The sequence below is a fragment of the Agromyces sp. Marseille-Q5079 genome, from assembly GCF_051016555.1.
Classification (GTDB): Bacteria; Actinomycetota; Actinomycetes; order Actinomycetales; family Microbacteriaceae; genus Agromyces.
Genome location: NZ_JBPEJF010000008.1, coordinates 171578 through 195075 on the forward strand (window position 1 = coordinate 171578; position 23498 = coordinate 195075).

The following is a 23498-nucleotide window of genomic DNA, read 5'->3' on the forward strand; positions in this document are numbered from 1 at the left end:
GGCCTATGCCGCCGTGAGTCGGCGGCTGACGGTCGTGCCCGCGGCACGAACCAGTGGCGCGAAGCGGTCGGGGTCCATCGTCCCGCTGGGTCCCGCGATCGAGATCGCGCCGAGCACGACGCGTCCGCCCGAGAGGACGGGGCTCGCGACGGCGAGGATGCCGGGGTACGAGACCCCGATGTCCACGGCGACGACCGAGGCGCGCACGTGGGTGAGCTCGTCGCGGAAGTGCTTGGCATCGTCATCGATCAGCGGCGCGCTCACCCTATCGACGACGCCCTGGTCGGCGCAGAAGGCGAGGTAGGCCTTGCCGCTGGCCGTGGTCAGGGCGGGCGAGCGCATGCCGGCGCGCGTCGGGAGCATCGGGAGCCGCCCCGCGACCGCGGCGATCGACACCATGTCGGTCCCCTGCTGGACCCAGAGCCCGACCCGCTCCCCCGTGGCATCCTGCAGGTTCCGGATGACCGGTGCGGCGGCGGAGAGCAGCCGGCGAGGCAGGCTCGCGCGGGCGCCGAGCTCGAACAGGCGGAGCCCCAGCGCCACGCCGCCGTCGGTGCGCTCCAGGTAGCGCTGGCCGGACAGGTCCGCGACGAGGCGGGAGACGGTGGACTTCGGCAGGCCGGTGCGCATCGCGAGGTCGGTGATGGAGATCGAGCTGCCGGACTCCTTCACCGCGTCGAGGATCGAGATGATGCGATCGAGCACCGAGACCGGTGCGGTCGGCTGGCCCGGATTCTTGTTCCATTCGGCGAGACTCGTCATCGAATGTCTCCTCACAGCGGATTGAATCGTCGTCGATCATCCTTCAAATCGAACGTACTAGTTAGTACAGATCTCTGCAATGCTGTTTCGAGAATCCCGCGGACGCCAGCGTCGGTTGCCGCAGAAAGGCACCATGCGCACGTCGATCGCCACGGTCTGCCTGAGCGGCACGCTCGATCAGAAGCTCGTCGCCGCGCGCGAGGCCGGATTCGATGGAGTCGAGATCTTCGAACCCGACCTGGTGGCCGCTCCCCAGTCGCCCGAGGCCATCCGCGCCCGCGCCGAGCAACTCGGCCTGTCCCTCGACCTCTACCAGCCCTTCCGCGACTTCGAGGGCGTCGGCCCCGAGCTCCTTGAGCCGAACCTTCGTCGGGCGAGGGCGAAGTTCGCGCTGATGAACCGCCTCGGCATCGAGACCATGCTGCTGTGCAGCAACGTCGCGACGGCGCGCAGCGGTGACGAACACCTCGCTGCGGCGCAATTGCGACTGCTCGGCGACGCCGCCGAGCGCTTCGGAGTCCGCATCGCCTACGAGGCGCTCGCCTGGGGGCGATTCGTCGACAGCTACGAGGCGGCTGCTCGCATCGTGCGCCTCAGCGATCACCCCCGCGTCGGCCTCTGCCTCGACAGCTTCCACATCCTCTCGAAGGGGCACGATCCCGAGGCGATCGAGACCATCCCGGCCGAGAAGATCTTCTTCGTCCAGATGGCGGATGCCCCGCTCCTGTCGATGGACGTGCTCTCCTGGAGCCGGCACCATCGGCTCTTCCCCGGCGAGGGCGGTTTCGACCTCGGCACGTTCATGGGCCACCTCGCCCGCACGGGGTACGACGGCCCCGTCTCGCTCGAGATCTTCAACGACACGTTCCGCCAGTCGGATCCCTTCGCCACCGCGCTCCACGCGCGCCGCTCGCTGCGCTGGCTCGAGCACGAGACGGCCTCGTCGCTGGGCCCCACCCGAGGCGGACGTGCCGTCCAGATGACGACGGACGCCCTCCCCTCCGTCGCGCCGCCGGCCGACGTGAACTACGTGGAACTGCGCACCCGCGAGCTGCCGGAACTCAGGCGCCTGCTGCGGCAACTGGGCTTCAACTCGCGTGGGACGCATCGGACCAAGGCGGTCGAGCTCTGGTCGCAGGGCGATGCACGCATCGTGCTCGGTGCGCCCGACTCGACGCGTCCGCAGCCGACGGTGGCCGGCATCGGCCTCTCCGTGAGCGACCCCGCCACGGCCCTACGGCGCGCGAGGGACCTCTTCGCCCCCGACGTCCCCAGGGATGAGGCGGCGGGCGACGAACCCCTCGTCGGCGTTCGGGCGCCCGACGGGTCCGAGGTGTTCTTCGGCGCCGAGGGAACGACCGAGCCGAAGTGGGTGGACGAGTTCGGCAGCCCGCCGCCCGAGGAATCCCCCATGATCGACCGGGTCGACCACGTCAACCTCGCCCAGCCCTGGCAGTACTTCGATGCGGCGGTGCTCTTCTTCCACGCGGTGCTGGACCTGCACGCCGAGGCGTCGATCGACGTCGCGGCCCCGGTCGGGCTCGTGCGCAGCCAGGTGCTCCGAAGCGACGACGGCGTGCTCCGGATCGCACTCAACCTGGTCCCGTCCGGGGCGAGCGAGGATGCGATCCTCCCCCAGCACGTCGCGTTCGCGACATCCGACGTCCTCTCGTTCGCCCGGGCCTCGCGAGAGCGGGGATTCCGGCCGCTCGACATCCCGGCGAACTACTACGACGACCTCGAGGCGCGCTTCGCGCTCGATCCTGCCCTGCTGGACGGGCTCAGGGAACTGAACGTCATGTACGACCGCGACGAGTCCGGTGAGTTCCTGCACTTCTACACGCACCCGGTCGGGACCGTGTTCCTCGAGGTGGTCGAGCGACGCGGCGCGTACGCGGGTTACGGTGCGCTCAACGCGCCCGTCAGGCTCGCCTCCCAGTACCGGCATCGCCACTCCGCGAACGAGGGGGAACCCGCGTGATCCGACACGTCGCCGTCTTTCGATTCGTCCCCGAATTCGCTCCGGCCGAGCGGGAGCGATGGATGTCGCTCCTGCGGGCGCTGCCGGAACAGGTCCCCGAGCTGCGGAGCATGAGCGTCGGCCCCGACGTGCTCGGGGGCCCGGCCTCGCACGATCTCGCGATCGTCGCCGACTTCGACGACCTCGACGGGTTGGCGGCCTACACGCGGCATCCGGCACACGCCGAGGTGCTGCGGATCTCGGCACCCGTGAAGCTCTCGCTCGCGACGGTCGACTTCGAGATCCCGGACGCGCCGTGACCGCCGCGACGCGCGCCCTCGGCGCGACTCCCGTTCCGAACGGGCCGTTCCTCGTCGGCCTCATCGGCGAGGGCATCACCGCGTCCCTGACGCCGGCGATGCACGAGGTGGAGGCCCGTGAGATGGGACTCGACTACGAGTACCGCATCCTGGACCTCATCGAGCTCGGCAGGCCGGCGACGGATGTCGGAGCCATCCTCGCCGACGCCCGGTCGGCCGGCTTCAGCGCGATGAACATCACCCACCCGTGCAAGCAACTCGTCCTCGACCTCGTCGATGAGCTGGACACGGATGCAGCGCACCTGGGTGCCGTGAACCTCGTCGTCCTGGCCGACGATCGCCTCGTCGGATACAACACCGACTGGATGGGATACCGCGACGGCCTGACCACCGGCCTGCCGGATGCGTCCCTCGAGCGCGTCCTGCAGATCGGATGCGGCGGCGCGGGCGCCGCGACCGCGTACGCACTCCTCGCGGCGGGCACCGAGCGGCTGGAGTTGTCCGACGTGGACGAGACCCGCACCGAGGACCTCGCTGCACGCATGCGGGCGCACTTCCCGGCGCAGCACATCGTGACGCTGAAGCGCGACGAGCTCTCGGAGGCCATCCCGCGGGCGAGCGGCGTCGTCCATGCGACCCCGCTCGGCATGCTCCACCACCCGGGCATCGCGTTCGACGTCGAGTTGCTGCGGGAGGGTGCGTGGGTGTCCGACGTCGTCTACCGCCCGCTCGAGACCGAGCTCGTGCGCCGGGCTGCCGAGCGAGGGCATCCCGTGCTCGACGGCGGACGCATGGCCGTGGGCCAGGCATGCGCTAGTCTCCGAATCATCACGGGCCTGGCGCCGGATCGTGATCGGATGGAACGCCACTTCCGTGCGCTCGTCAGCGCTGAGGAGCAGTCCGGGGCTGGAGGGAGCTCGCAATGACCGATCGGCTGAGCGATGTGCAGGACACCGGGATGACCGACCGCGCCATCCGCACCCAGGGCGACATCCTCGAGGTCGCCACCGCCGAGTTCGCGGCGAACGGCTACGCCGGGGCGCGGGTCGACGAGATCGCCGCGCGCACGCGCACGACGAAGCGCATGATCTACTACTACTTCGGCTCGAAGGAGGGGCTCTACCTCGCGGTCCTCGAGCGCGTGTACGCGCAGATCCGTCGGGTCGAGCGCGGCATCCACATCGACGAGCTGTCACCCGACGAGGCGCTGCGAACCCTCGCGGAGGCGACGTACGACCATCACACGACGCACCAGGCGTTCATCCAGCTCGTCAGCATCGAGAACATCCACCGCGCGGAGCACCTGCGTCAGTCCGAGACGATCCTGCGCGAGAACGTCACGGCCATCACCCTGCTCGAGCAGGTCATCGAGCGCGGGGTGCGCGACGGCATCTTCCGCGACGACGTCGACGCGGTCGACGTGCACATGATCATCAGCGCCTACGCCTGCTTCCATGTCGCCAACCGGCACACGTTCGCCGCCATCTTCGACCGGGACATGCTCGCTCCCACGCTCCAGGACTCGCACCGACGGCTCATCGGCGACATGGTCGTCGCGACGATGACCGATCGAGGCGACCGCGGCGAGCGCTGACCGGTGTCACCCCGCTCCCGGTCATCCGGGCGCGAGACGGTTCGCAAGGCTCAGTGCCGCGACCCGGATCGCCGGTTCGAACCGTGCAGGTTCGAACCCGTCCGCGTTCCCCGAGACGGAGAGCGCCGCCACCAGGGCGCCCGAGGGCGCGAACACCGCACGGGCCGCGCACGCCACCCCGGGGGCGAACTCCTCCACGTCGAGGGCGAGGCCGCCCTGTCGGATGGCGCCGAGCTGTCGCCTCAGCACCGCCGGATCGGTGATCGACTGCGAGGTCCGCGCCTCGAGTCCCGAGGAGAGGATCTCGTCGATCACGGAGGCGGATGCGTACGCGAGCACCGCCTTGCCCAGCGCGGTGGCATGGATGGGAAGCCGCCCTCCGGTGCGGGCGGACGTCGGGGTCCCCGGGCGTGCGCGCAGGACGGCGATGCAGACCATCTCGTGTCGGTCGCGGATGGCCAGGTGGACGGTCTCGTGCGTCGCGTGGCGCAGTTCCGCCATCACCGGCATCGCGGCGGCCCGGAGGTCCCTCGGCTGTGCGGCGAGTTGTCCCAGCTCGAACACGCGCAGGCCCAGGTGGATCCGCCTGCCGTCCCGTTCGAGGTAGCTCTGGCGCACGAGCGTCGTGACCAGCCGGGAGACGGTGGACTTGGGAAGGCCCGCGCGCATCGCGAGTTCCGAGATGCCGAGCCCGCGGTCGTCCTGATCGAAGGCTTCGAGGATGGCCGTCATGCGATCGAGGACCCCCAGCGTGTCGATCGCCGCAGCGCGTGCCATCGCTCAGGCCGCCTGCGGTCCGAGCCGATGCGTGAGCGCGAGTCCGGCGTGCCGCACCAGCGGCATCATCCGGTTCGCATCCATGTCCGTCACCGGCCCCGCAACGGAGATCGCCGCCACCGGCATCCCGTCCGGCGAGAGGACCGGGCTCGCCACGCCCACCACGCCGGGGAACGTCTCGCATCGGTCGATGGCCACCCCGTCCATGCGAATGGCCGCCAGTTCACGTTCCAGGAGCCGGCGTCTCCGCGGGTCGAGGCCGAGCATCACGCTGCCGAGGACCGCCTCGTCCTCCGTGAACGCCAGGGCCGCCTTTCCGAGCGCCGTCGTGACCGAGGGCACGCGAACCCCCGCCCGCGACGGGACCGGTCGCAACCGGCCTCGCACCGAGATCACGGAGAGCATGTCGCGTCCTTCCTGCACGGCGACGTTCAGGTGCTCGCCGGTGGCGTTGAACAGCTGCGCCAGCACCGGCATCGCCGCGACGATGAGGCGCTTGGGGGTGCTCGCCCGTGCGCCGAGCTCGAACAGCCTCAGCCCGATGACGACGCCGTCCCGGGTGCGCATCAGGTAGCGCTGCCGAACGAGGTCGCCGACGAGTCGGGAGACCGTCGATTTCGGGATGCCGGTCGCCTGGGCGAGCTGGGTGATCGTGGTCGACCCGTGCGATTCTCGGACGGTGTCGAGGATGGCGAGGATCCGGTCGAGCACGCACACCGGCTCACCTTCGAGGGCGGATCGCATGAGTGCAGTATCCGTCCCCCCCGAGTGGGTGGCAAGCACGCCCGGCATCACGGCCGCGATGATCCCATTCAGTGGGACGGAGCCCGATGAGGCCCCGCCCCGACGCCGAGAAGGACCCGGACCGCGTGCGGTCCAGGCCCTCTCGGACTGCCTCCTCGGGATCGATCGTCAGACGGCGCAGAACGGCTTGATGCCCATGGCGCTCTCGAGGCCCTCCATCACGTGCTGCTTGAAGAACTCGTCGCCGGCCAGCGGCGCGTCGGTCCAGGCCGCCACGTCATGGCCGAGCGTCGTCAACCACGACCGACCGCCGTCGTAGTACTGGCACCAGCTGACCGGGTGGGATTCGCCGTGGCCCGCAGGGGTCGCCTCGCTCGTCGCCTGGTCGACCTCGAGCAGCACGTTGACGTAGCTCGGGTACGGCACGAGGTTGTACCACTCGTCCTTGAAGGCCCAGGTCTCGGGCATGAACGCGGTGGAGACGTCGTTCGGGTTGATCCGCTCGACCGTGCCCGCTCGGTTCGGGCCGTGGTTGTAGAAGTTCGCTCCTCCCAGGAGGCCCTCGTAGTACGGCCAGTGGTACTCGGCACCGAAGGCGTTGTGGATGCCCACGAAGCCGCCACCACCGCGGATGTACTGCATGAGCGTCGTCTGCGCGGTGTCGTCGAGGGTGTCGCGGTTCGAGCCCAGGAACACGACCGCCTGATAGTTGTTCAGGCGGCTGAAGCTCGCGAGGTCCTCCGTGTAGTCGACCGCGATGCCGCGTTCCTCGGCCCACGCCTTGAGCGCGAGCTGGGCGACGTTGTCGGCGTTCAGCGGCGGATTGAGACCGGGCGCCAGCGGCGTGCCGAGGTGGGCGTGACGCGGGCCGGCGGTGCGACTCCAGACGAAGATGCGCTTCTGCTCGCCCTCGACCCAGCCGTTGCCCCACTCGTGGTAGCACTCGGGGTCGGTGCCGCGGCACACGCCGTAGTCCTTGATCTCGTCGAGGTACATCTCCTCGGCCGTGACCTTCTGGCCGCCGTTGCCGTGCCCGTTGCCGTTGCCGTTGCCGCGGTCGAGGGCCACTCCGCCGAGCGCCATGCCGGCCCCGAGCGCTGCCGCGGCGACGAGCGCGGCTCCGGAGCGTATGAGGGATTTCATGTGATCTCCTTTGATCGTTCGTGCTGACCCCGGGTGCGCCGAGCGCGTTCGGCCCGAAGTTGCTGCGAATCTAGGCTTCTCCGGAGCCGCGCGGCAAAGCTCGTCCCACCCAGTAAGCCGGTCGGACGCAGGTCGTGGACAGAGCCGTCGTCGTGCCCTTCACTGGAGCGAGGAGGCGCCATGGAGGAAGGACGACTGCTCGTCGTCTGCAAGGACGACTGCACGCTCCAGGTGCACGACCTGGAGACGGCGGCGCTCGCGGGCACGGTGGCCGCATCCGGCGTCGCACCGCATGAGGTCGTCGCGCGTTCGGACGGGCGGCTGGCCTACCTGCCCGTGTACAGCGACGCGCCCGTCGGATCTCCTGGAACCGACGGCCGGCGGGTCGACATCGTCGATCTCGCGGCGTTCGAACGCGTCGGCGGGATCGACCTGGACTTCCCGAGCCGCCCGCACCAGGCGACCCTGCTCGCGAACGGTCGCGTGGTCGTCTCCACCGAACTCGACGAGTCCGTCACCGTGTTCGACCGGCACACCCTCCGCGCCGTCGCCCGGCTGCCGACCGGACGGGCCGAGTCCCACACCTTCGCGGTCAGCCTCGACGGCGATCGCCTCGTGACCGCGAACGTGGGCCCGGGAAGCGTCAGCGTCATCGACATCCCATCCGGCAGGCTCCTCGGTGTCGTGGAGGTCGCCGACACGGTGAATCGCATCTGCCTCGAACCCGGTGGGCGATTCGCCTACACGGCCGATCAACACTCGCCTCGCCTCGCCGTCATCGACACGGAGCGCGTCGAGCGCGTCGCGTGGATCGACCTGCCCTCGATCGGCTTCGGCACGGCGGTGACGGCCGACGGTTCGCACCTCGTGGTCGCACTGCGGACGGCCTCGGAAATCGCGGTCCTCGATCGCCGTTCCGGCGAGGTCGTGCATCGCGTCGCGACGCCGGATCATCCCCAGGCGATCGTGCTCCACCCCGACGGCGTGCGCGCGTACACCGCCTGTGACGCCGCCGGGTGCGTCGTCGAGGTCGACATCCGCTCGGGGCGGCTCCTGCGCCGGATTCCGACGGGCCGCCGACCCGACGGCATGGCCTGGAGCCGCCGTCCCGCCCCGGATGACCGGCCCGCCTGAGCCCTCGTCATCGGAGTCGCTCCGCCACAGGTGATGGAATGGCTAGTCGAAGTCCTCGATGCGCCACTCGTCGTGCCAGTCGATGCGTGGCACACCCGCATCGAAGCGGATGGGGAGCCAGACGTAGTCCGCGATCGCGGTGTTCTCCCCGCGTCCAGCAGCCGTCACGGCAGCCATGCTCGCGGCCTGCTCGGGCGTCATCTCCGGACGAGCGGCCCCCTGCGCCATGGCCGCGACGCTGTCGTAGACGTTGGGCATGTCGTCCGGCAACTGCGGCAGCCATCGGTCGGCCAGTGCGATGTAGAGGTCGCGCTTGTGCGGGTGCTTGAACACGCAGCTGATCTGCGAACCGAACGAGGTGCGACTCGGGTCATCCGGATGCGCGTCACCCAGCACCGTCCACGGCCCGTGGTAGTCGGGCGCGCTCGCGAATTCGGAGAAGTTCGGGAAGTACCCCGTCGAGCCGGAGGTGACCAGGTAGTGGGTGCCGTTCCGCTCGAAGTGGGCGGGCGCCTCGCGAGTGAACGGCGGGCTCGGGTGGGGGAAGTGCGTCGAGTACTCCCCCGACACATCGGTGTAGTCGTCGGTGAGCTCCGCGCAGATGAGGTCGGTGTGCACCTTCTCGAAGTAGGAGTACGCCTTCTTCGTGACGGGATCGACGACGAGGTCGAAGTCGCCCGCGCTCATCCCCAGCGGAGTCAGTCCGGTTCGGACGATCTCGTAGGGGCCGAGCAGCGAGTCCGAGGTGAGCACGGTCGAGGCCTGGGTGTCGTGGGCGCCCTCCCCCATGACCTTGAGCCAGCAGACGTACGTGCCGGTCGCCTCGTTGAAGATGATGTGGGGGCGGTCCATCTTCTGGGCGGGATGCAGGGGCGAGTTCGGGTCGTCCAGCACCGGGGGGATGATGAGGCCGAGGTCGTCCCAGTTGTAGAGGTCGGTGGAGGCGTAAGCCCGAACACCCCAGTGCCAGCTGCCGCTGCCCGGTGTCGTGTGCTCCTTGTTCTCGCCGTACCAGGTGAAGACACCGTCCTCGAAGAACACGGATCCGCCGTGGGCTTGGATACGGTTCCCGTTGGTGTCGAGCCACGGCTGACCGGGGCGGATCGTGTCGTACGTCATGAGAGGCCGGCTCCGTTCGTCGCGGCAACGCGGCCGAGCCACCGCGCGCTGTCCTTCGGCGTTCGTTCGAACGTGGTGCGGTCCACGGCGACGAGACCGAACGTGATGGCGTAGCCGTGCACCCACTCGAAGTTGTCGATGAAGGTCCAGTGCAGGTAGCCGCGCACATCGAGCCCGTCCGCCAGGGTCTGCGCCACACCGTGGAGCGCGCCGGTGGTGTAGTCGACCCGCCGTCGGTCGTCCCCCGTGGCGATGCCGTTCTCCGTCACGATCAGGGGGATGCCGCCGGTCACCTCCCACGCGCGGCGCAGGGCGATCTCGAGGGCGTCGGGCCGGTAGGCCCAGGCGGTCTGGGTGAGTTCGGCACCCTCGGGGGCGCCTTCCAGGCCATCTGGGCCGACGAGCTGGCTCGTGTACGACTGCACGCCCACCCAGTCGTCATCGCGCGACGCCTCGAGGTAGGTGTCCTCCCACACCCGCTGGTAGTGGTCGAGCTTGTCCTCGTACCCCTCACGTGCGACGAGGCTCTGGATGGCGATCGTCCATCCGACCTTGGCCGATGTTCTCTTCCGCAGGATGTCGCGCGCTCGGGCGTGTGCGCGCAGCATGGTCTGCGCGGCCTCGTCCTTCGGTTCGGGCATCGAGAAGGCGTTGAGACCGGCTTCACCCTCGGCCGCCGACCGTGCAGCGCCCATGTGGGCGAGCACGGCCGCGGGGTCCGGGTACTGCAGCGGAATCGACATCTGGTACATGACGGCGAACATGTTCGGCTCGTTGATCGTCGCCACCCAGGTGACGCCGTCGAGGATCGGGCAGACCGCCTCGACGTAGTCACCGAAACGGTCGACCGCCTCAGGAGAGCCCCACCCACCTGCTTGGACGAACCACAACGGGCTCGAGAAGTGGTGGAGGGTCACGACGGGCTCGACGCCCTGCTCGAGGCAGTAGTCGATGATCCGCCGGTAGTGGGCGAGCTCGGCGGCCGAGAACTCGCCTCGCACCGGTTCGACCCTCGCCCACTCGATGCCGAAGCGGAAGGCGTTCAGGCCGAGCGATTTCAGCAGGTCGACGTCCTCCCTCCACCGGTGGTAGAAGTCGACGGAATCGCCGCTGCGCTCGGCGAACGACGAGCCGGGCAGCTGCTCCAGGGCCCACATGTCGCTGTTGAGGTTGTTGCCCTCGTTCTGATGCGGCGCGCACGATGCTCCCCACAGGAAGCCCTGCGGAAAGACGCTGTCGGCGTTCACGGCCATGGCACGAATCCTTCGGTTGCGACGTCCCACGAATCGGGGAAGCCGGTGGTTGCCAGCATGGAGACGGCCGCGAGGAGCGAGCCGTTGCCGGGCAGGTAGATCGGGAGGATGGATCCCATCTGGGCGTTGTGTCCGACGACGGTGAATCGGTTCTTGACCTCGTCGCGCAGCAGAGCGTCGATCGCGATGTCAGGGCGGCCCAGACGCGACGCGGACATCGCCATGACGGGGAAGTCCCAACCCCACGCCGTCGGCCATTCCCAGTTCCGTAGCACGTCGAGGAGGGTCGCCGTCATGATCGCGGGATCGATGATCGGAGTGGGTGGGACGACGCCGAGCGCCGCGAGGAGGGCGGGGTGGTCGTCGCGACGCAGGTACGGCTCGGTGGCGATCGCCGTGTAGTGGCCGTCCTCGACATGGGGTCGGGCGAGCCCGTCCTGCACGGTCGACCACTCGGGTCGCCGCAGCAGCCCGGCGCGCTCCCGCCAGAGCTGGGCGATCTCGAGTCCCCACCACCACGACGCGAGCTCGTAGGTGGGGTCTTCGGTTGTCGTCACGTCGTAGAACTCCTGCGCCGGCATGATCGGCGGCAACAGGTGGAATGCCCCGTCGCGCTCGGCGGCGAAGGCGGCCATGAACGTCGCCGTCTCCTCCACGAGCCCGGTGAACTCGAGAGCCAGGGCGCGGCGCTTCTCGGGAGTGGATGCGCGCCAGATCAGTTCGAGCAGGTACAGCACGTGCGGCTGCTGCCAGACGAGGAACGAGCCGATCGGGTCGGGGCTCTCACGGCCGTCCGGACCGACCTGCTTGGGCCATCGCGCTCCCGGGTATCCCTGCCCTGCCGCCGTGGCCCGTGCCTGGGGAAGGATCGAGAGATACCAGCCGAGGCTGCGTTCGAGGAGCTCCGGTCGACCCCAGGTCGCGAAGTGGGCCGCGTGCCAGAAGTGCATCTCGAGGTGGGCCTTGCCCGACCAGGAGTTCGTGGTCAGTCCCGTCTCGGCGGGCGGCATGACGCCGGCCGAGTTGACGGCGGTGAGGTACTGCGAGAGCACGACCCGGCGTTCGAGTTCGTGCGCCCGCTCATCGGCCGTGTCGTGGAAGTCGATCGCCGCCCCGGAGCGCCAGAAACGCTCCCACGACTCGGCTGCGGCCAGTGCGACGACGTCGAATGACGGGAGCTCTCCCCCATCGTCCTGGGCGAAGCGCACGACGACGTCGAGTGATTCGGCATCCGTGAGCAGTTCGAAGTCGTGCGGCGCCGTCTGGGTGAGCGTTGCACCACCGGTATCCAGCATCACGACGTAGGCGGTCGCGTCGAGTTGTCTCGCGATCGCGGCCGTCGTTCCGCCGACCGTGAGTGTCGAGGTGTGGCGGTCGGGGTTCTGCCAGTCCGAGGTCTGGAAGAAGCCCGGATGCGCGTAGGGGAACCGCAGCGTGATGCGCAGTCGGCCGTCGCCGAGGAGCGGGGATTCGATGCGGAATGCGACCGTCGAGTCATCCGGGGCCGCCACGGTCGTGACCGCGACGGTCTCGTCGTCGTAGCGGAACCGGCTGGTGATCGTGCCCGACCACAGATCGAGGTGCTGCACGGTGTCGGTCAGGGCGTCGGGTCCGACGTCGACCTGCGACCCGTTCGCGTCGTGGAACGAGAGTCCGACACGGCCGAGGTCGAGACGTTGCGGGTTCGCATTGAGCCAGGCACCCGGCCGGTTCTCGTCGGAGACCTGGCCGCGCATCGCGCCTTCCATGTCGTGCCGGTCGGGGTAGCGCACGACGCCACGCGTGGTGGTGTGCTCCGACATGGCGTCCTCGAGCACGAACCCGTCGGGGTTCGGCATCTCGTGCCACCCCCAGGTGCTCATGGTCGCCGTGTTGATGGCGGCACGCCCCTGCATGATCGCGGCGGCCTGGTCGTGGAATGCCGTGAACGTCTGCATTCCGGTGATGTCCGCGGTGTAAGCGAAGTCGCCGTTGCCGACCGTGAGCACGGACTCGGGGTCGGGGGCCGTGAGCATCACGTCGTGGCGCTGCACGACGGCTCGGCGGTCGATCGGGCGGTCGGCGTGGGGCATGGCGGCCTTTCTCGGGGTTCGACGCGTCTGAACGATGCGTGCGGCCGGGCCGGAGGCGAACCCGGCCGCAACGTGGTCAGCGAACGGCCTTGACCTTCAGGATCACGAGGCCGCCCACGACGGTGAAGACGGCTGCGGCGACGTAGATCACCGCGTACCGGTCGCCGGTCGTGATCAGCGCCAGGGCTGCTGCGGCAATGAAGGGCGCGATGGCCTGTGCGAGCACGTTCGCGAGCTGGATGATGTTGACGAAGCGGCCGGCCTCGGTGTCGCGCTCGGGGAGCACATCGAGGAAGAGGGCCTGGTCGACGGCGGAGAAGACGCCGATGCTGATGTTGCACAACAGGGATCCGACGAGGAGGAGCGTGAGGTCAGGGGCAGCGACCATCACGAGTGCGCCGATGCCGAACAGGATGCCGGAGCCCAGCACGAAGGGCTTGCGGCGACGGAGCTTGTCGGAGAGGAACCCACCGAGGAACACGCCGGCGATCGTGCCGAGGATGCCGATTCCGCCGACCGTTGCCACGGTCCCGCCGATCTCGTCGACCGGGATGCTGAGCCGTTCCGCGAAGAAGAAGGCCGTGTAGCTGGTGTTGAGGGTGAGTCCGAAGAAGAACAGGAAGCGGCCGAGCCAGTTCCAGGCGAAGTCCGGGTACTGCTTCGGGTTGAAGACGTACTTCGAGATGAGAACCTTGGCGGTCAACGGCGAGTCGAATGTGATGCTGCGGCTGTCGGCGTCCTTGTAGTACGCGACGAAGATCAGCACGACGACCAGGCCGATGGCGCCCGGGATGAGGAAGAGGAGGAAGGGCTGGTTGGCGACGGTGCCACCGAAGACGGCGCCGAAGACCGGGGCGACCATGGTGGCGAAGCCGGTGATGGCTCCGACCTTGCCGCGCTGGTTCTCGGGGAGCTTATCGGCCTGGATGGTGCCGAAGGTGTTCACCGTCGAGTTGAGGCCGATCTGCGCGATGACCCAGCCGATGCCCAGACCGAGCACCGCCGGCGAGGCGGCCATGACGGCAAGGCCGATGAGGCCGACGAGGATGCCGCCGACGAGCCACGGCCGGCGGCGACCCCACCGCGAGCGAGTACGGTCGGAGAGCTGACCCGCGAGCGGGCCGCTCAGCAGTGCCGCCAGCGAGCCGAACCCGAGCACGACACCCAGGTACTCGGCGTTGTCGGGGGCGAGCGCATTGACCCGGATCGCCAAGGAGATCGCGATCGGGGTGACGAACGCGAGGTAGGTGCCGAACAGGCCGAGCGCGAGAAGGGTGATGAAGGCTGCGCTGACCCTGGGGCGGTCTGCGCCTCCGCCGGCGGCGGCATCGAGCTGCTCGACGTCCTCGGCCGTTGATGCGCTCCCGAGCGGGAAGGCACCGTTCGAGGGTACGGGCGGCTGGTCGTCTGTGGTGTTCATCGTGGACTCCTTTGTCGGTGTTGCAGGTTGGGGGTCGTGCGTCAGCGGGCGATCAGGGTGGTGACGGCCGGCGGGCAGCCGTCGGCCATCGCGGTGACGGTGATCTCGCCGGCTCCGGTCGGACGGACGATCGCGAGGGCACGTCCGTCGAACGTGGTGTGCGTGGCGGCCCGGAATGACTCGGTCGTCACCGGATTGCCGCTGCCGAGCGCCTGGAGGATGGCGGGTCCCTCGACGGCGACCGTGACGGAGCGGGCGACGCCGTTGCGCACGACTCCGTTCTCGTCGGTCAGCGCGATGGCGAGGTATCCGAGGTCCGTTCCGTCTGCGCGGAGGGCCTGCCGGTCGGGCTCCGCCTCCAGCACGAGCGACGTGCCGGCCGTGGTGAGCTCGACGCGGCCGGACTCGGCACCCTCCACGTAGGCCACCGCCGTCAGCGTGCCCGGGCGGTAGGTCGTCTCGATCGCCGCCCGGAAGCCCTCGACCCGCGACCGACCGATCGTCGCCCCGTCGAGCAGCAGCTCGATCTCGTCGGCATCGCTGTACACGTCGACGGTGACGGGCAGGCCGTCGGCGCCCGACCAGGTCCAGCTCGCGATCGCGTCGCCCCACGCCCACGGCGTCGCCACGGCGATCTCGCGACCGTGGTTCTCGGGCGGGTGGACGGCGATGAACGGGTCGGAGCGCAGGCCGAAGACGATCTCGCGGAAGTACGACACGGGTCGGCGGTTGCCGACGATGTCGATATCGCCGCACCATGCCGTCAGTTCGGGGAATCCGCCCGAGAACCCGGACTGACCGGAGTCCGAGTACCGGGTCGCACCGATGCCGGTCTCGCCCAGGTAGTCCCATCCGGTCCAGGTGAAGTCGCCGATGACGTGGCCGTTGTCCTTGACGAGCTCCCAGTTGCCGACGATCGAGGTCGGCCAGGTCTCCGTGCCCACGATGATGCGGTCGGGGAACAGCTCGCGGTCGAGTTCGTAGCGGGCCTCGGCGTAGTTCATGCCCGCCACGTCGAGCACGGCGTACGACTCCTCGGTGCGTTGCGTCGCCGGTGCGGACGTCTGGATGTGGCTCATCATCTGGCCGAACCCGGCCATCATGGTGTTCACGCCGCCCTCGGGTGCGGCCGCCGCGGCATCCCGTCTCGCCTGCATCTGGGGCACGATCGTGTCGATCATCGACACGAAGCCGTTGATGCCGTTGGTCACGTACCGGGTGCTGTCGAGTGAGCGCACCTTCTCGGCGAGGCGCCGGCCCCAGGTCGAACCGATCGGGCTGCCCGTCTCGGGGATCTCGTTGCCGATCGAGTAGAAGATCACGCTGGGGTGGTTGATGTCCCGGGCGACCATCGCTTCGACGTCACGCTCCCACCACTCCGGGAAGTCGAACGCGTAGTCGAAGTCGCTCTTGCCCTGGGTCCACATGTCGAAGGTCTCGTCCATGACGAGCATTCCGAGCCTGTCGCAGGCCTCGAGCAGGGCGGTGCTCATCGGGTTGTGGGCGCTGCGGATGGCGTTGAAGCCGGCCTCCTTGAGGCGGGCGACCTTGCGCTCCTCGGCGGCGCGCATGGAGACCGCGCCCAGCGGGCCGTTGTCCGAGTGGATGCACGCGCCGCGCAGCTTCGTGCTCACGCCGTTGATGCGCAGTCCCCGCTGCGGGTCGAGCTGGAGCGAACGGATGCCGAAGGAGGCGGAGTGATCATCGAGGACGCGCTCCCCCTCGCGGAGCGCCAGCTGGAGCGAGTACAGGTTCGGCGCCTCGACGCTCCAGAGGGCCGGCGTGGGGACGTACGCGCGCAGGCGTGCCGTGCCTCGCGTGCCGGGAAGGAGCGTGATCGGCGAGCGTGCGGTCGCGACGGATGCGCCGTCCGGGCCGGCGACGTCGGCGGTCAGCTCGAGAACGGAGGTCAGGGCGCTCGAGTTCTGAACCTCCACCGCGATCTCCACCACGGCACGGTCGGACTCGATGTCGGGAGTCGTCACGACCACCCCGTCGGTGGCGATGTGCACGGGGTTCTTCACGACGAGGTGCACGTCGCGGTAGATGCCGGCGCCGGCGTACCACCGGCTGTCGAGGTGGGTGCGGCACTCGACGCGGATCTCATTGTCGGCACCGAACTGGAGGTAGGGGTCGATCTGCACGAAGAACCGCGAGTACCCGAACGCCCGTTGGCCGGCGAGGTTGCCGTTGACGAAGACGGCGGCGTCGCGGTACACGCCATCGAACTCGAGCAGGATCCGGCTTCCGCGCAGCTCCGAAGCTGCGTGGAAGGTCTTCCGGTACTCGAACGCGCCGCCCGGGAAGTGACCGCTGGTCTCGCCGCGAGGGACATCCGCTCGGCGTTCCGCTCCGATCAGCGCATCGTGCGGAAGCGTCACATCCGCCCATGCCGAGGCCGCCGAGCCGCCGAGCTCCATGAAGGCCGTGACCTTGGGCCGGAAGCTCCAGCCTGTGGTGAAGATCTCGCGGGTCATGTGGTGGCTCCAGTACGTCGTTGTGAGGATGGTCGGCGATTGGGTATCGCGCGTTACCTGAGTACGTAACCACAATTAGTAACGCGCGTCAACTCCCGCCGATATGCTGTAATACGTGATTGCAACGAGTGAGGATGTGGCACGGCGCGCAGGAGTGTCGCGCGCGACGGTCAGCCAGATCCTGAACGGGCGCGGCCAGCGATTCGCCACCGAGACGCGCGAGCGCGTCACCCGTGCCGCGACCGAACTCGGCTACCAGCCCTCGGCTGCCGGACGCACCCTCGCCAAGGGATCCAGCGACATCGTGATCGCCGTCATCCCGTACACCACGTTCGGCGGCAACCTGCAGGACATCTTCCAGGCGGCGACCGAAGAGCTGGCCTCACGCGGGCTGACGCTGCTGCTGCACCTCGCCACCGAATCCACGGCACCACTGGATCGCGTGGTCACGGGCATGAAGCCGCGCGCGGTGATCTCCCTCACCCCGTTCTCCCGAGCGGAACTCGATTTGCTGAAGAGTCGCGGCGTCATGGCATTCGATCCGGATTCCTCATCGAAGGACCGCATCGATCCCAACGTCGAGATCGGTGCTCTGCAGGCTCGTCACCTCGCCGACCGCGGCTTCACACGACTCGTGTTCGCGCATCTCCAGGATGCCCGACTGGACCCGTTCGGCGAGGGGCGAGAAGCGGGCGTGCGGCGGGTGTGCGCAGAACGCGGGCTGCCCGAGCCGGTGATCGTCCGCCTGGGAATCGATCCCCACGACGCGCTCGAGGCGATCGACTCCCTCGAGCTCCCCGGGGCGGGCATCGTCTGCTACAACGATGACGTCGCGACCGCGTTGCTGTCAGCGGCCACGATCCGCGGCTGGGCCGTACCCGCCGACGTCGGGTTCGTTGGCATGGACCACACTCCCCTCTCCGCGGTCACCATCCCGCCGCTCTCCACAGTCGGCTACGACCAGCGCGCGGCGGCGTACAACCTCATCACCGCAGCCCTCCAGGGGCTGGGCGAATCGACCGACGACCGAGAGCTCATGGACGTGAAGTTCGCGCTGGTGCCGCGAGGGACGGCCTGATCGGCGCTCCCGCGCGCCGTGTCGGCCGCCTCCGCATCCGGCGGCGATTCGATCTGACGTCGCGCCCGTCCGCGGCGCGAGCGGGTGCGGACCGGACGGCGCCTCCACCGTGCGTCTAGTGTTGCGGCATGCGCGCAGCCGTCATCTACAACCCGATCAAGATCGAACTCGATGATGTGAAGGCCGCGTTCGCGTCGGCCGAAGCGCGACACGGCTGGGATGCCTCGCTCTGGCTGGAGACCACGGAGGAGGACCCCGGCGAGGGTCCCGCCACGACGGCGACGGCGGAGAAGGTCGATGTGGTGGTCGCCGCCGGAGGCGACGGAACCGTGCGCGCGGTGGCCGAGGGCCTGCGCGGTTCCGGCATCCCGCTCGCCCTGCTCCCCTCCGGCACCGGGAACCTCCTCGCCCGCAACCTCGGACTCGAACTCGGCGACCTCGAGCAGTCCGTCGAGGCCGTGTTCGCCGGGGTGGACCGGCCGATCGATGTCGGCCTCATCCGCCTGCGTCGGCCGAACGGCGACCTCGAGCGCCGCGCGTTCCTCGTCATGGCCGGCCTGGGCATCGACGCCCAGATGATCGAGAACACCGACCCCGCCCTCAAGAAGCGCGCCGGCTGGCTCGCCTACGTGCAGTCGATCGCGACGTCGCTGCGCGACGGAAACGAGCTCCACGTGCGGTACCGCCTCGCATCGGGCAGCATCCATCGTGCGGCCGTGCACACGTTCATCGTCGGCAACTGCGGCACCCTGCCGGCCAACATGATGCTGCTGCCCGACGCCGTCATCGATGACGGGATGCTGGACATCGTGATGCTCCGCCCCGAGGGGGCGCTCGGCTGGCTGCGCATCTGGGTCCGCGTGGCCTGGGAGAACGGCATCCTCCGGCGCACGAGCACCGGTCGCCGGCTGCTCGGCGATGCCAAGCCCATCCGGCCGCTCCACTACGAGACGAGCGAGTCCGTCGACGCGACCTTCGGACGGCCGGAGAAGATCGAGCTCGACGGCGACGCCTTCGGTGAGGCGACGGCCATGCGGGCGACGCTCGACCCGGGCGGCCTGCTCGTGCGGATGCCGCAGAGTGCGGCCGACGCCGCGGATGCGGCCGCCTAGAGCCGGGCGGCGGGCGGTCGAACGGCGGGGACGCCTGACCGCCACGCTCGCGGCACCGAGCTGAGGGCCGGATCAGGCCCGCGCGAACACCGCCGCGAGCGCCTGGCCGCCGCCGATGCACATGGTCTCGACCGCGAGTTCGCGATCGAGGTCGACGAGTTCGTGCGCGAGGGTCGCGAGCATGCGGATGCCGGTGGCCCCGATGGGGTGGCCGATCGAGATGCCGCTGCCGCGCGGGTTCAGGCGCCGGTCCTCGGCGTCGATCCCCCAGTCGGCGAGGCACGCGAGCACCTGCACGGCGAAGGCCTCGTTGAGCTCGATCACGTCGAGGTCCTCGAGCCGGATGCCGGCGCGCGCGAGCGCGAGGTTCGTCGCGGGCACCGGGGCGACGCCGAAGCGCAGCGGGTCGTTGCCGGCGACCGCCCAGGAGACGAGCCGGAGCATGGGCTCGAGTCCGAGCTCGGCGGCGCGGGCCTGGGTCGTGACGATGCACGCGGCCGCGGCGTCGTTCTGCCCGCTGGAGTTGCCGGCCGTGACGGTCGCGTCGGGATCGCGTCGCAGGATCGGCCGCAGCGCTGCGAGTGCGTCGAGGCTGCTGTCGGCGCGCGGGTGCTCGTCGCGGTCGACGACGACGTCGCCGCGGCGCGACGGCACCACGACGGGCACGAGCTCGGCGTCGAAGGCGCCCGACTCCTGTGCGGCGACGGCCCGTCGGTGCGAGCGGAGCGCGAACGCATCCTGCGCCTCGCGGGAGATGCCGTACTCGGCGCGCAGCAGTTCGGCCGAGCCGACGTTGCCGTCGGGCGTCGGGAAGCGGTGGCCGCCGACGGTCTCGCGACCGCGCGCGAGGGCGTCGTGCAGCATCAGGCCGGCCCCCGTCACGCCCCGACGACCCTCGACCGTGTAGAGGGGCGCGTTCGACATCGATTCCACGCCGAGCGCGATCACGGTGTCGGCGACGCCGGTCTGCACCTCCATCGCGGCGTTCACTACGGCCTGCAGCCCCGAGCCGCAGCGACGGTCGAGCTGGTAGCCGGTGGTCTCGACGGGGAATCCGGCGTCGAGGGCGGCGACGCGTCCGAGCGCGGGCGCCTCCATGGTCGGGTAGCCCTGGGCGCCGATCACCCCGTCCACCGCGGCGGGGTCGAGGCCGGTCCGTTCGACGAGCGCGCGCAGGACCGTGGTGGCGAGGTCGAGGGCGGCGACGGGCGCGAGGGCGCCGCCCATGCGTCCCACCGGGGTGCGCAGGGGTGCGCAGACGACGACGTCGCGGAGCTCGGGCATCAGGCGCCCACGGCGAGGTCTTCGGCGACCGTGAATGGCGCGCCCGTGGCATCCGTCACCTGCTCGACGCTGACGCCGGGGGCGAGCTCGACGAGCACGAACCCCTGGTCGGTGACGTCGAACACCGCGAGGTCGGTGATGATGCGGTCCACGCACGCCTTGCCGGTGAGCGGCAGCGTGCACTGCTGGACGAGCTTGGCCGTGCCGTCCTTGGCGACGTGCTCCATGACCACGATCACGCGCTCGGCGCCGTTCACGAGGTCCATGGCGCCGCCCATGCCCTTGACCATCTTGCCGGGCACCGCCCAGTTCGCGATGTCCCCGCCCTGCGAGACCTGCATGGCGCCGAGCACGGCGGTCGTGATGCGCCCGCCGCGGATCATGCCGAAGCTCGCCGCCGAATCGAAGTACGCTGCACCGGGCAGCACGGTCACGGTCTCCTTGCCGGCGTTGATGAGCTTCGGGTCCGCCTCGCCCTCCCACGGGTAGGGGCCGACGCCGAGGATGCCGTTCTCGGAGTGCAGCACGACCTCGACGCCCTCGGGCAGGTGGTTGGGGATCAACGTCGGCAGGCCGATGCCGAGGTTCACGTACGTGCCGTCCTCGAGCTCGCGGGCGGCACGGGCGGCCATCTCGTCACGCGACAGGGGCATCAGCGGGTCTCCTCGTTCGCGGCGCCGGCAGGGTCGACGGCGGTTCCGGATGCCGCGGGCCGGGGCCGCACGGTCGTCTTCTCGATCGGCAGCTCGGTCGCCTGCTCGGCGGTGAGCACGACGACCCGGTCGACGTAGATGCCGGGCAGGTGGATGTCGTCGGGGCCGAGCACGCCCGGCTCGACGAGCTCGTCGACCTCGGCGATCGTGATGCGACCGGCCATGCCCGCGAGGGGATTGAAGTTCCGGGTCGACTTCTCGAAGCGCAGGTTGCCGTGCCGGTCGCCGACCGCGGCGCGCACGAACCCGTAGTCGGTGCTGATCGCCCGCTCGAGCACGTACTCCCGGGTGCGGCCGAACGCCTCGAACGGCCGCAGCTCCTTCGGGTCGGACGCCAGCGCGACCGACCCGTCGGCGGCGTAGCGCAGCGGCATCCCGCCGTCGGAGACCGCAGTGCCGGCGCCGGTCGCCGTGTAGAACGCGGGGATGCCGACCCCGCCCGCGCGGAGCCGCTCGGCCAGCGTGCCCTGCGGGGTCAGCTCGACCTCGACCTCACCGCCGAGGTACTGGCGGGCGAACTCCTTGTTCTCCCCGATGTAGGACGCGATCACCTTGCGGATCCGACCCGCGGCGAGCAACTCCCCCAGGCCCCATCCGTCGACGCCGCAGTTGTTCGACACGACCTCGAGATCGCCCACCCCACGGGCGAGCAGGGCGCGGATCGTCACGATCGGCACGCCCGAGAGGCCGAAGCCCCCGACGGCGAGCGAGGCGCCCGAAGGGATGTCGGCGACCGCATCAGCGGCCGTCGCGAAGGTCTTGTCCATGGTGCTCCGGTTCAGTCGTTCGAGGAGGGGGTCGGCGATGCGGCCGAGGTCGAGGCATCCGGCCCGGCGTCGGCCGCGGCATCCGCTTCGGCGAAGACCGTGCGTGCGATCGCGAGGGCCGAGTTCGCCGCGGGCAGTCCCGCGTAGAGCGCGGTGTGCAGCAGCACCTCCGAGATCTCCTCGCGCGTGAGGCCGTTGGTGAGGGCGGCGCGCACGTGCATGGCGATCTCGTGCTCATGGCCGCCGGTCGTGAGGCTCGCGAGCGTCGCGATCGAGCGTTCCCTGCGGGTGAGGCCGGGTCGGGCCCAGACCTCCCCCCACGCATACCGGGTGATGAAGTCCTGGAACGCCGCCGTCTCGGGGGTCGTGCCCGCCACGGCGCGGTCGACATGCGCGTTGCCGAGCACGGCTCGCCGAACCCGCATGCCGCGTTCGTGGGCGACGGATGCCGCGGCCGCCCGTTCGATGGACGCGAGGTGCTCGGCGATGAGCTCGGCCGCGGCCTGCGGCTCCTCGAGCACCGCGAGGTGGGATGCCCCGTCGAGCGCGACGTGGCGCCCACCGGGAATGTCGTCGGCGAGGTCCTGCATCGAGGCCGGCGTCGTGACGGCGTCGTGCTCGCCGCTGAGCGCGAGGGTCGGCACCGCGAGCGACGCCAGGTCGCGCGTGCGATCGAACGTGCCGAGCGCCTCCGCGCAGCGCGCGTAGGACTCGTCGTCGACGTCGACGAGCGCGCCGAGCGTGCTCGCCCCGGGGCCGCCGGCGTCGCGATCGAGGAAGCCGGGAGCGAACCAGCGCGCAGCGCTCCCGGTCACGAGCGACGCGGTGCCGCCGGCGCGCACGGCCGCGGCACGGGCCGCCCAACTGTCGGCCGTGCCGATGCGCGAGCCGCTGCAGCTCATCACGAGTCCCTGCACGCGATCGGGGTGCCCGACCGCGAGTTCCAACGCGACGACGCCGCCGAGCGAGACGCCCGCGACGTGGAACGCCCCGCCGCCGGCCTCGTCGACGACCGCGAGCACGGCCACGGCGAGGTCGGCGATCGTGAACGGGCCCGTCGCGGCCGGGCTCGCGCCGTGACCCGGCAGGTCGATTCGGAGGATCCGGAGGCCCTCGGTGCGCGGGTCCGCCCGCAGCGCGCCGACGACGCCGTCCCAGAGCGCGGTCGTCGTGCCGAGCGAGGGCAGCAGCACGAGGAGCGGGTTCGATGCGGCCGGCGCGGCGCCGGGGGCGAACGAGCCGAGCAGGCGTGGAACGGTCATGGGCGCGGGCCCCCTTCGGAGACGGCGGCGAATCGGTCGAGGGCCCGATCGACGATGCGGTCGGATGCCGCGACGAGGACCTCGCGGTCGGGGCGCTCGCCGGCCGCGCCCGACGTCGCCAGGATCTGCGCGGCGCGGTCGCGATCGAACGAGAGGGTCTCGACGAGTCGGACGGCGCGTCCCGCGGCGGACCGGGCCAGTCGGGCGAGTCGGCGCGACGACGACCACTCCGCGTGCCAGCGGCCCGCCGATCGTTCGTCGCCTGCGAGCGCCGCGGAGGCGACGACCTGCAGCAGGCCCGGTGACTCGACCGCCGCCGCGGTGATCGCGACCGCGTCGACCGGATTGCGCTTGTGCGGCATCGCGGACGAACCGCCGCCGCCGGCCAGACGCACCTCGCCGACCTCCTCGCGCGAGAGGAACGTCACGTCGTTCGCGATGCGGCCGAGCGCGGCGACCGCGCTCGCGGCCGCCGAGGCGACGGCGAGCACTGGCGTGCGCTCGGCG

Annotated in this window: 21 protein-coding genes; 7 read left to right on the plus strand and 14 right to left on the minus strand. The window is 70.1% G+C overall.

All coding sequences use genetic code 11. The annotated features are described in order from the left end of the window. Nucleotides 1–3: 3 nt before the first annotated feature. Nucleotides 4–762 (minus strand): IclR family transcriptional regulator, encoded by a 759-nt coding sequence (locus ACR3IO_RS16720; protein WP_434072359.1) that lies wholly within the window; start codon nt 760–762, stop codon nt 4–6. Nucleotides 763–895: 133 nt separating this feature from the next. Between ACR3IO_RS16720 and ACR3IO_RS16725 the strand changes: the two genes are divergently transcribed. Genes ACR3IO_RS16725 through ACR3IO_RS16740 form a run of 4 tightly spaced genes read left to right on the plus strand, consistent with a single transcriptional unit; the run spans nt 896 to nt 4636 of the window. Continuing rightward, nucleotides 896–2743: a bifunctional sugar phosphate isomerase/epimerase/4-hydroxyphenylpyruvate dioxygenase family protein gene (locus ACR3IO_RS16725; protein ID WP_434072360.1), complete on the plus strand. Its 1848-nt coding sequence runs from the start codon at nt 896–898 to the stop codon at nt 2741–2743. After that, entirely contained in the window at nt 2740–3042 is a 303-nt protein-coding gene (locus ACR3IO_RS16730) for a Dabb family protein (RefSeq protein ID WP_434072361.1), read from the plus strand. The genes ACR3IO_RS16725 and ACR3IO_RS16730 overlap by 4 nt, the downstream gene beginning before the upstream one ends. Then, nucleotides 3039–3968 carry a shikimate dehydrogenase gene (locus tag ACR3IO_RS16735; RefSeq protein ID WP_434072362.1) on the plus strand — a complete coding sequence of 310 codons (930 nt, stop codon included), beginning with the start codon at nt 3039–3041 and terminating at the stop codon, nt 3966–3968. Before ACR3IO_RS16730 ends, ACR3IO_RS16735 begins: the two co-directional genes overlap by 4 nt. Beyond that, a complete protein-coding gene (locus ACR3IO_RS16740) occupies nt 3965–4636 on the plus strand; it encodes a TetR family transcriptional regulator (protein ID WP_434072363.1) in 672 nt (223 codons plus the stop codon). Before ACR3IO_RS16735 ends, ACR3IO_RS16740 begins: the two co-directional genes overlap by 4 nt. A gap of 21 nt (nt 4637–4657) precedes the next feature. On the opposite strand, the gene ACR3IO_RS16745 is transcribed toward ACR3IO_RS16740, so the two are convergent. From ACR3IO_RS16745 to ACR3IO_RS16755, 3 genes are all read right to left on the minus strand, one after another. Further along, nucleotides 4658–5413: an IclR family transcriptional regulator gene (locus ACR3IO_RS16745; protein ID WP_434072364.1), complete on the minus strand. Its 756-nt coding sequence runs from the start codon at nt 5411–5413 to the stop codon at nt 4658–4660. 3 nt (nt 5414–5416) lie between these two features. Further along, on the minus strand, nt 5417–6157 hold the full coding sequence (locus ACR3IO_RS16750; RefSeq protein WP_434072365.1) for an IclR family transcriptional regulator: 741 nt from the start codon (nt 6155–6157) through the stop codon (nt 5417–5419). Between the two features lie 168 nt (nt 6158–6325). After that, entirely contained in the window at nt 6326–7300 is a 975-nt protein-coding gene (locus ACR3IO_RS16755) for a ThuA domain-containing protein (protein WP_434072366.1), read from the minus strand. 180 nt (nt 7301–7480) lie between these two features. Here ACR3IO_RS16755 and ACR3IO_RS16760 point away from each other — a divergent pair, with 180 nt between their 5' ends. After that, nucleotides 7481–8434, plus strand: a complete 954-nt coding sequence (locus ACR3IO_RS16760) for a PQQ-binding-like beta-propeller repeat protein (RefSeq protein WP_434072367.1) — start codon at nt 7481–7483, stop codon at nt 8432–8434. Between the two features lie 42 nt (nt 8435–8476). Here ACR3IO_RS16760 and ACR3IO_RS16765 read toward each other — a convergent pair whose 3' ends face one another. The 5 genes from ACR3IO_RS16765 to ACR3IO_RS16785 form a co-directional block, all read right to left on the minus strand. Beyond that, entirely contained in the window at nt 8477–9553 is a 1077-nt protein-coding gene (locus ACR3IO_RS16765) for a family 43 glycosylhydrolase (RefSeq protein WP_434072368.1), read from the minus strand. Then, nucleotides 9550–10806 carry a glycoside hydrolase family 1 protein gene (locus ACR3IO_RS16770; RefSeq protein WP_434072369.1) on the minus strand — a complete coding sequence of 419 codons (1257 nt, stop codon included), beginning with the start codon at nt 10804–10806 and terminating at the stop codon, nt 9550–9552. Before ACR3IO_RS16770 ends, ACR3IO_RS16765 begins: the two co-directional genes overlap by 4 nt. Then, nucleotides 10797–12878, minus strand: coding sequence for a hypothetical protein (locus ACR3IO_RS16775; protein WP_434072370.1), 2082 nt, complete (start codon nt 12876–12878; stop codon nt 10797–10799). The genes ACR3IO_RS16770 and ACR3IO_RS16775 overlap by 10 nt, the downstream gene beginning before the upstream one ends. A gap of 76 nt (nt 12879–12954) precedes the next feature. Beyond that, nucleotides 12955–14298, minus strand: coding sequence for an MFS transporter (locus ACR3IO_RS16780; RefSeq protein ID WP_434072371.1), 1344 nt, complete (start codon nt 14296–14298; stop codon nt 12955–12957). Between the two features lie 41 nt (nt 14299–14339). After that, nucleotides 14340–16775 carry a glycoside hydrolase family 2 TIM barrel-domain containing protein gene (locus ACR3IO_RS16785; protein ID WP_434072372.1) on the minus strand — a complete coding sequence of 812 codons (2436 nt, stop codon included), beginning with the start codon at nt 16773–16775 and terminating at the stop codon, nt 14340–14342. 115 nt (nt 16776–16890) lie between these two features. On the opposite strand from ACR3IO_RS16785, the gene ACR3IO_RS16790 reads away from it, so the two are divergent. After that, on the plus strand, nt 16891–17853 hold the full coding sequence (locus ACR3IO_RS16790) for a LacI family DNA-binding transcriptional regulator (RefSeq protein WP_434072373.1): 963 nt from the start codon (nt 16891–16893) through the stop codon (nt 17851–17853). A gap of 128 nt (nt 17854–17981) precedes the next feature. After that, the gene (locus ACR3IO_RS16795; RefSeq protein WP_434072374.1) at nt 17982–18965 is read left to right on the plus strand and encodes a diacylglycerol/lipid kinase family protein; all 984 of its coding nucleotides are present in this window, start codon (nt 17982–17984) and stop codon (nt 18963–18965) included. A 72-nt stretch (nt 18966–19037) separates the two neighbouring features. Here the strand turns inward: ACR3IO_RS16795 and ACR3IO_RS16800 are convergent, their stop codons facing one another. The 5 genes from ACR3IO_RS16800 to ACR3IO_RS16820 form a co-directional block, all read right to left on the minus strand. Continuing rightward, on the minus strand, nt 19038–20249 hold the full coding sequence (locus tag ACR3IO_RS16800; RefSeq protein WP_434072375.1) for an acetyl-CoA C-acetyltransferase: 1212 nt from the start codon (nt 20247–20249) through the stop codon (nt 19038–19040). After that, nucleotides 20249–20902, minus strand: coding sequence for a CoA transferase subunit B (locus tag ACR3IO_RS16805; RefSeq protein ID WP_434072376.1), 654 nt, complete (start codon nt 20900–20902; stop codon nt 20249–20251). Before ACR3IO_RS16805 ends, ACR3IO_RS16800 begins: the two co-directional genes overlap by 1 nt. Beyond that, the gene (locus ACR3IO_RS16810; RefSeq protein ID WP_434072377.1) at nt 20902–21729 is read right to left on the minus strand and encodes a CoA transferase subunit A; all 828 of its coding nucleotides are present in this window, start codon (nt 21727–21729) and stop codon (nt 20902–20904) included. The genes ACR3IO_RS16805 and ACR3IO_RS16810 overlap by 1 nt, the downstream gene beginning before the upstream one ends. 11 nt (nt 21730–21740) lie before the next feature. After that, on the minus strand, nt 21741–22991 hold the full coding sequence (pcaC, locus tag ACR3IO_RS16815) for a 4-carboxymuconolactone decarboxylase (protein ID WP_434072378.1): 1251 nt from the start codon (nt 22989–22991) through the stop codon (nt 21741–21743). Next, on the minus strand, nt 22988–23498 hold a 511-nt coding region (locus ACR3IO_RS16820), incomplete at its 5' end, for a lyase family protein (protein ID WP_434072379.1). The genes ACR3IO_RS16820 and pcaC, both read right to left, overlap by 4 nt.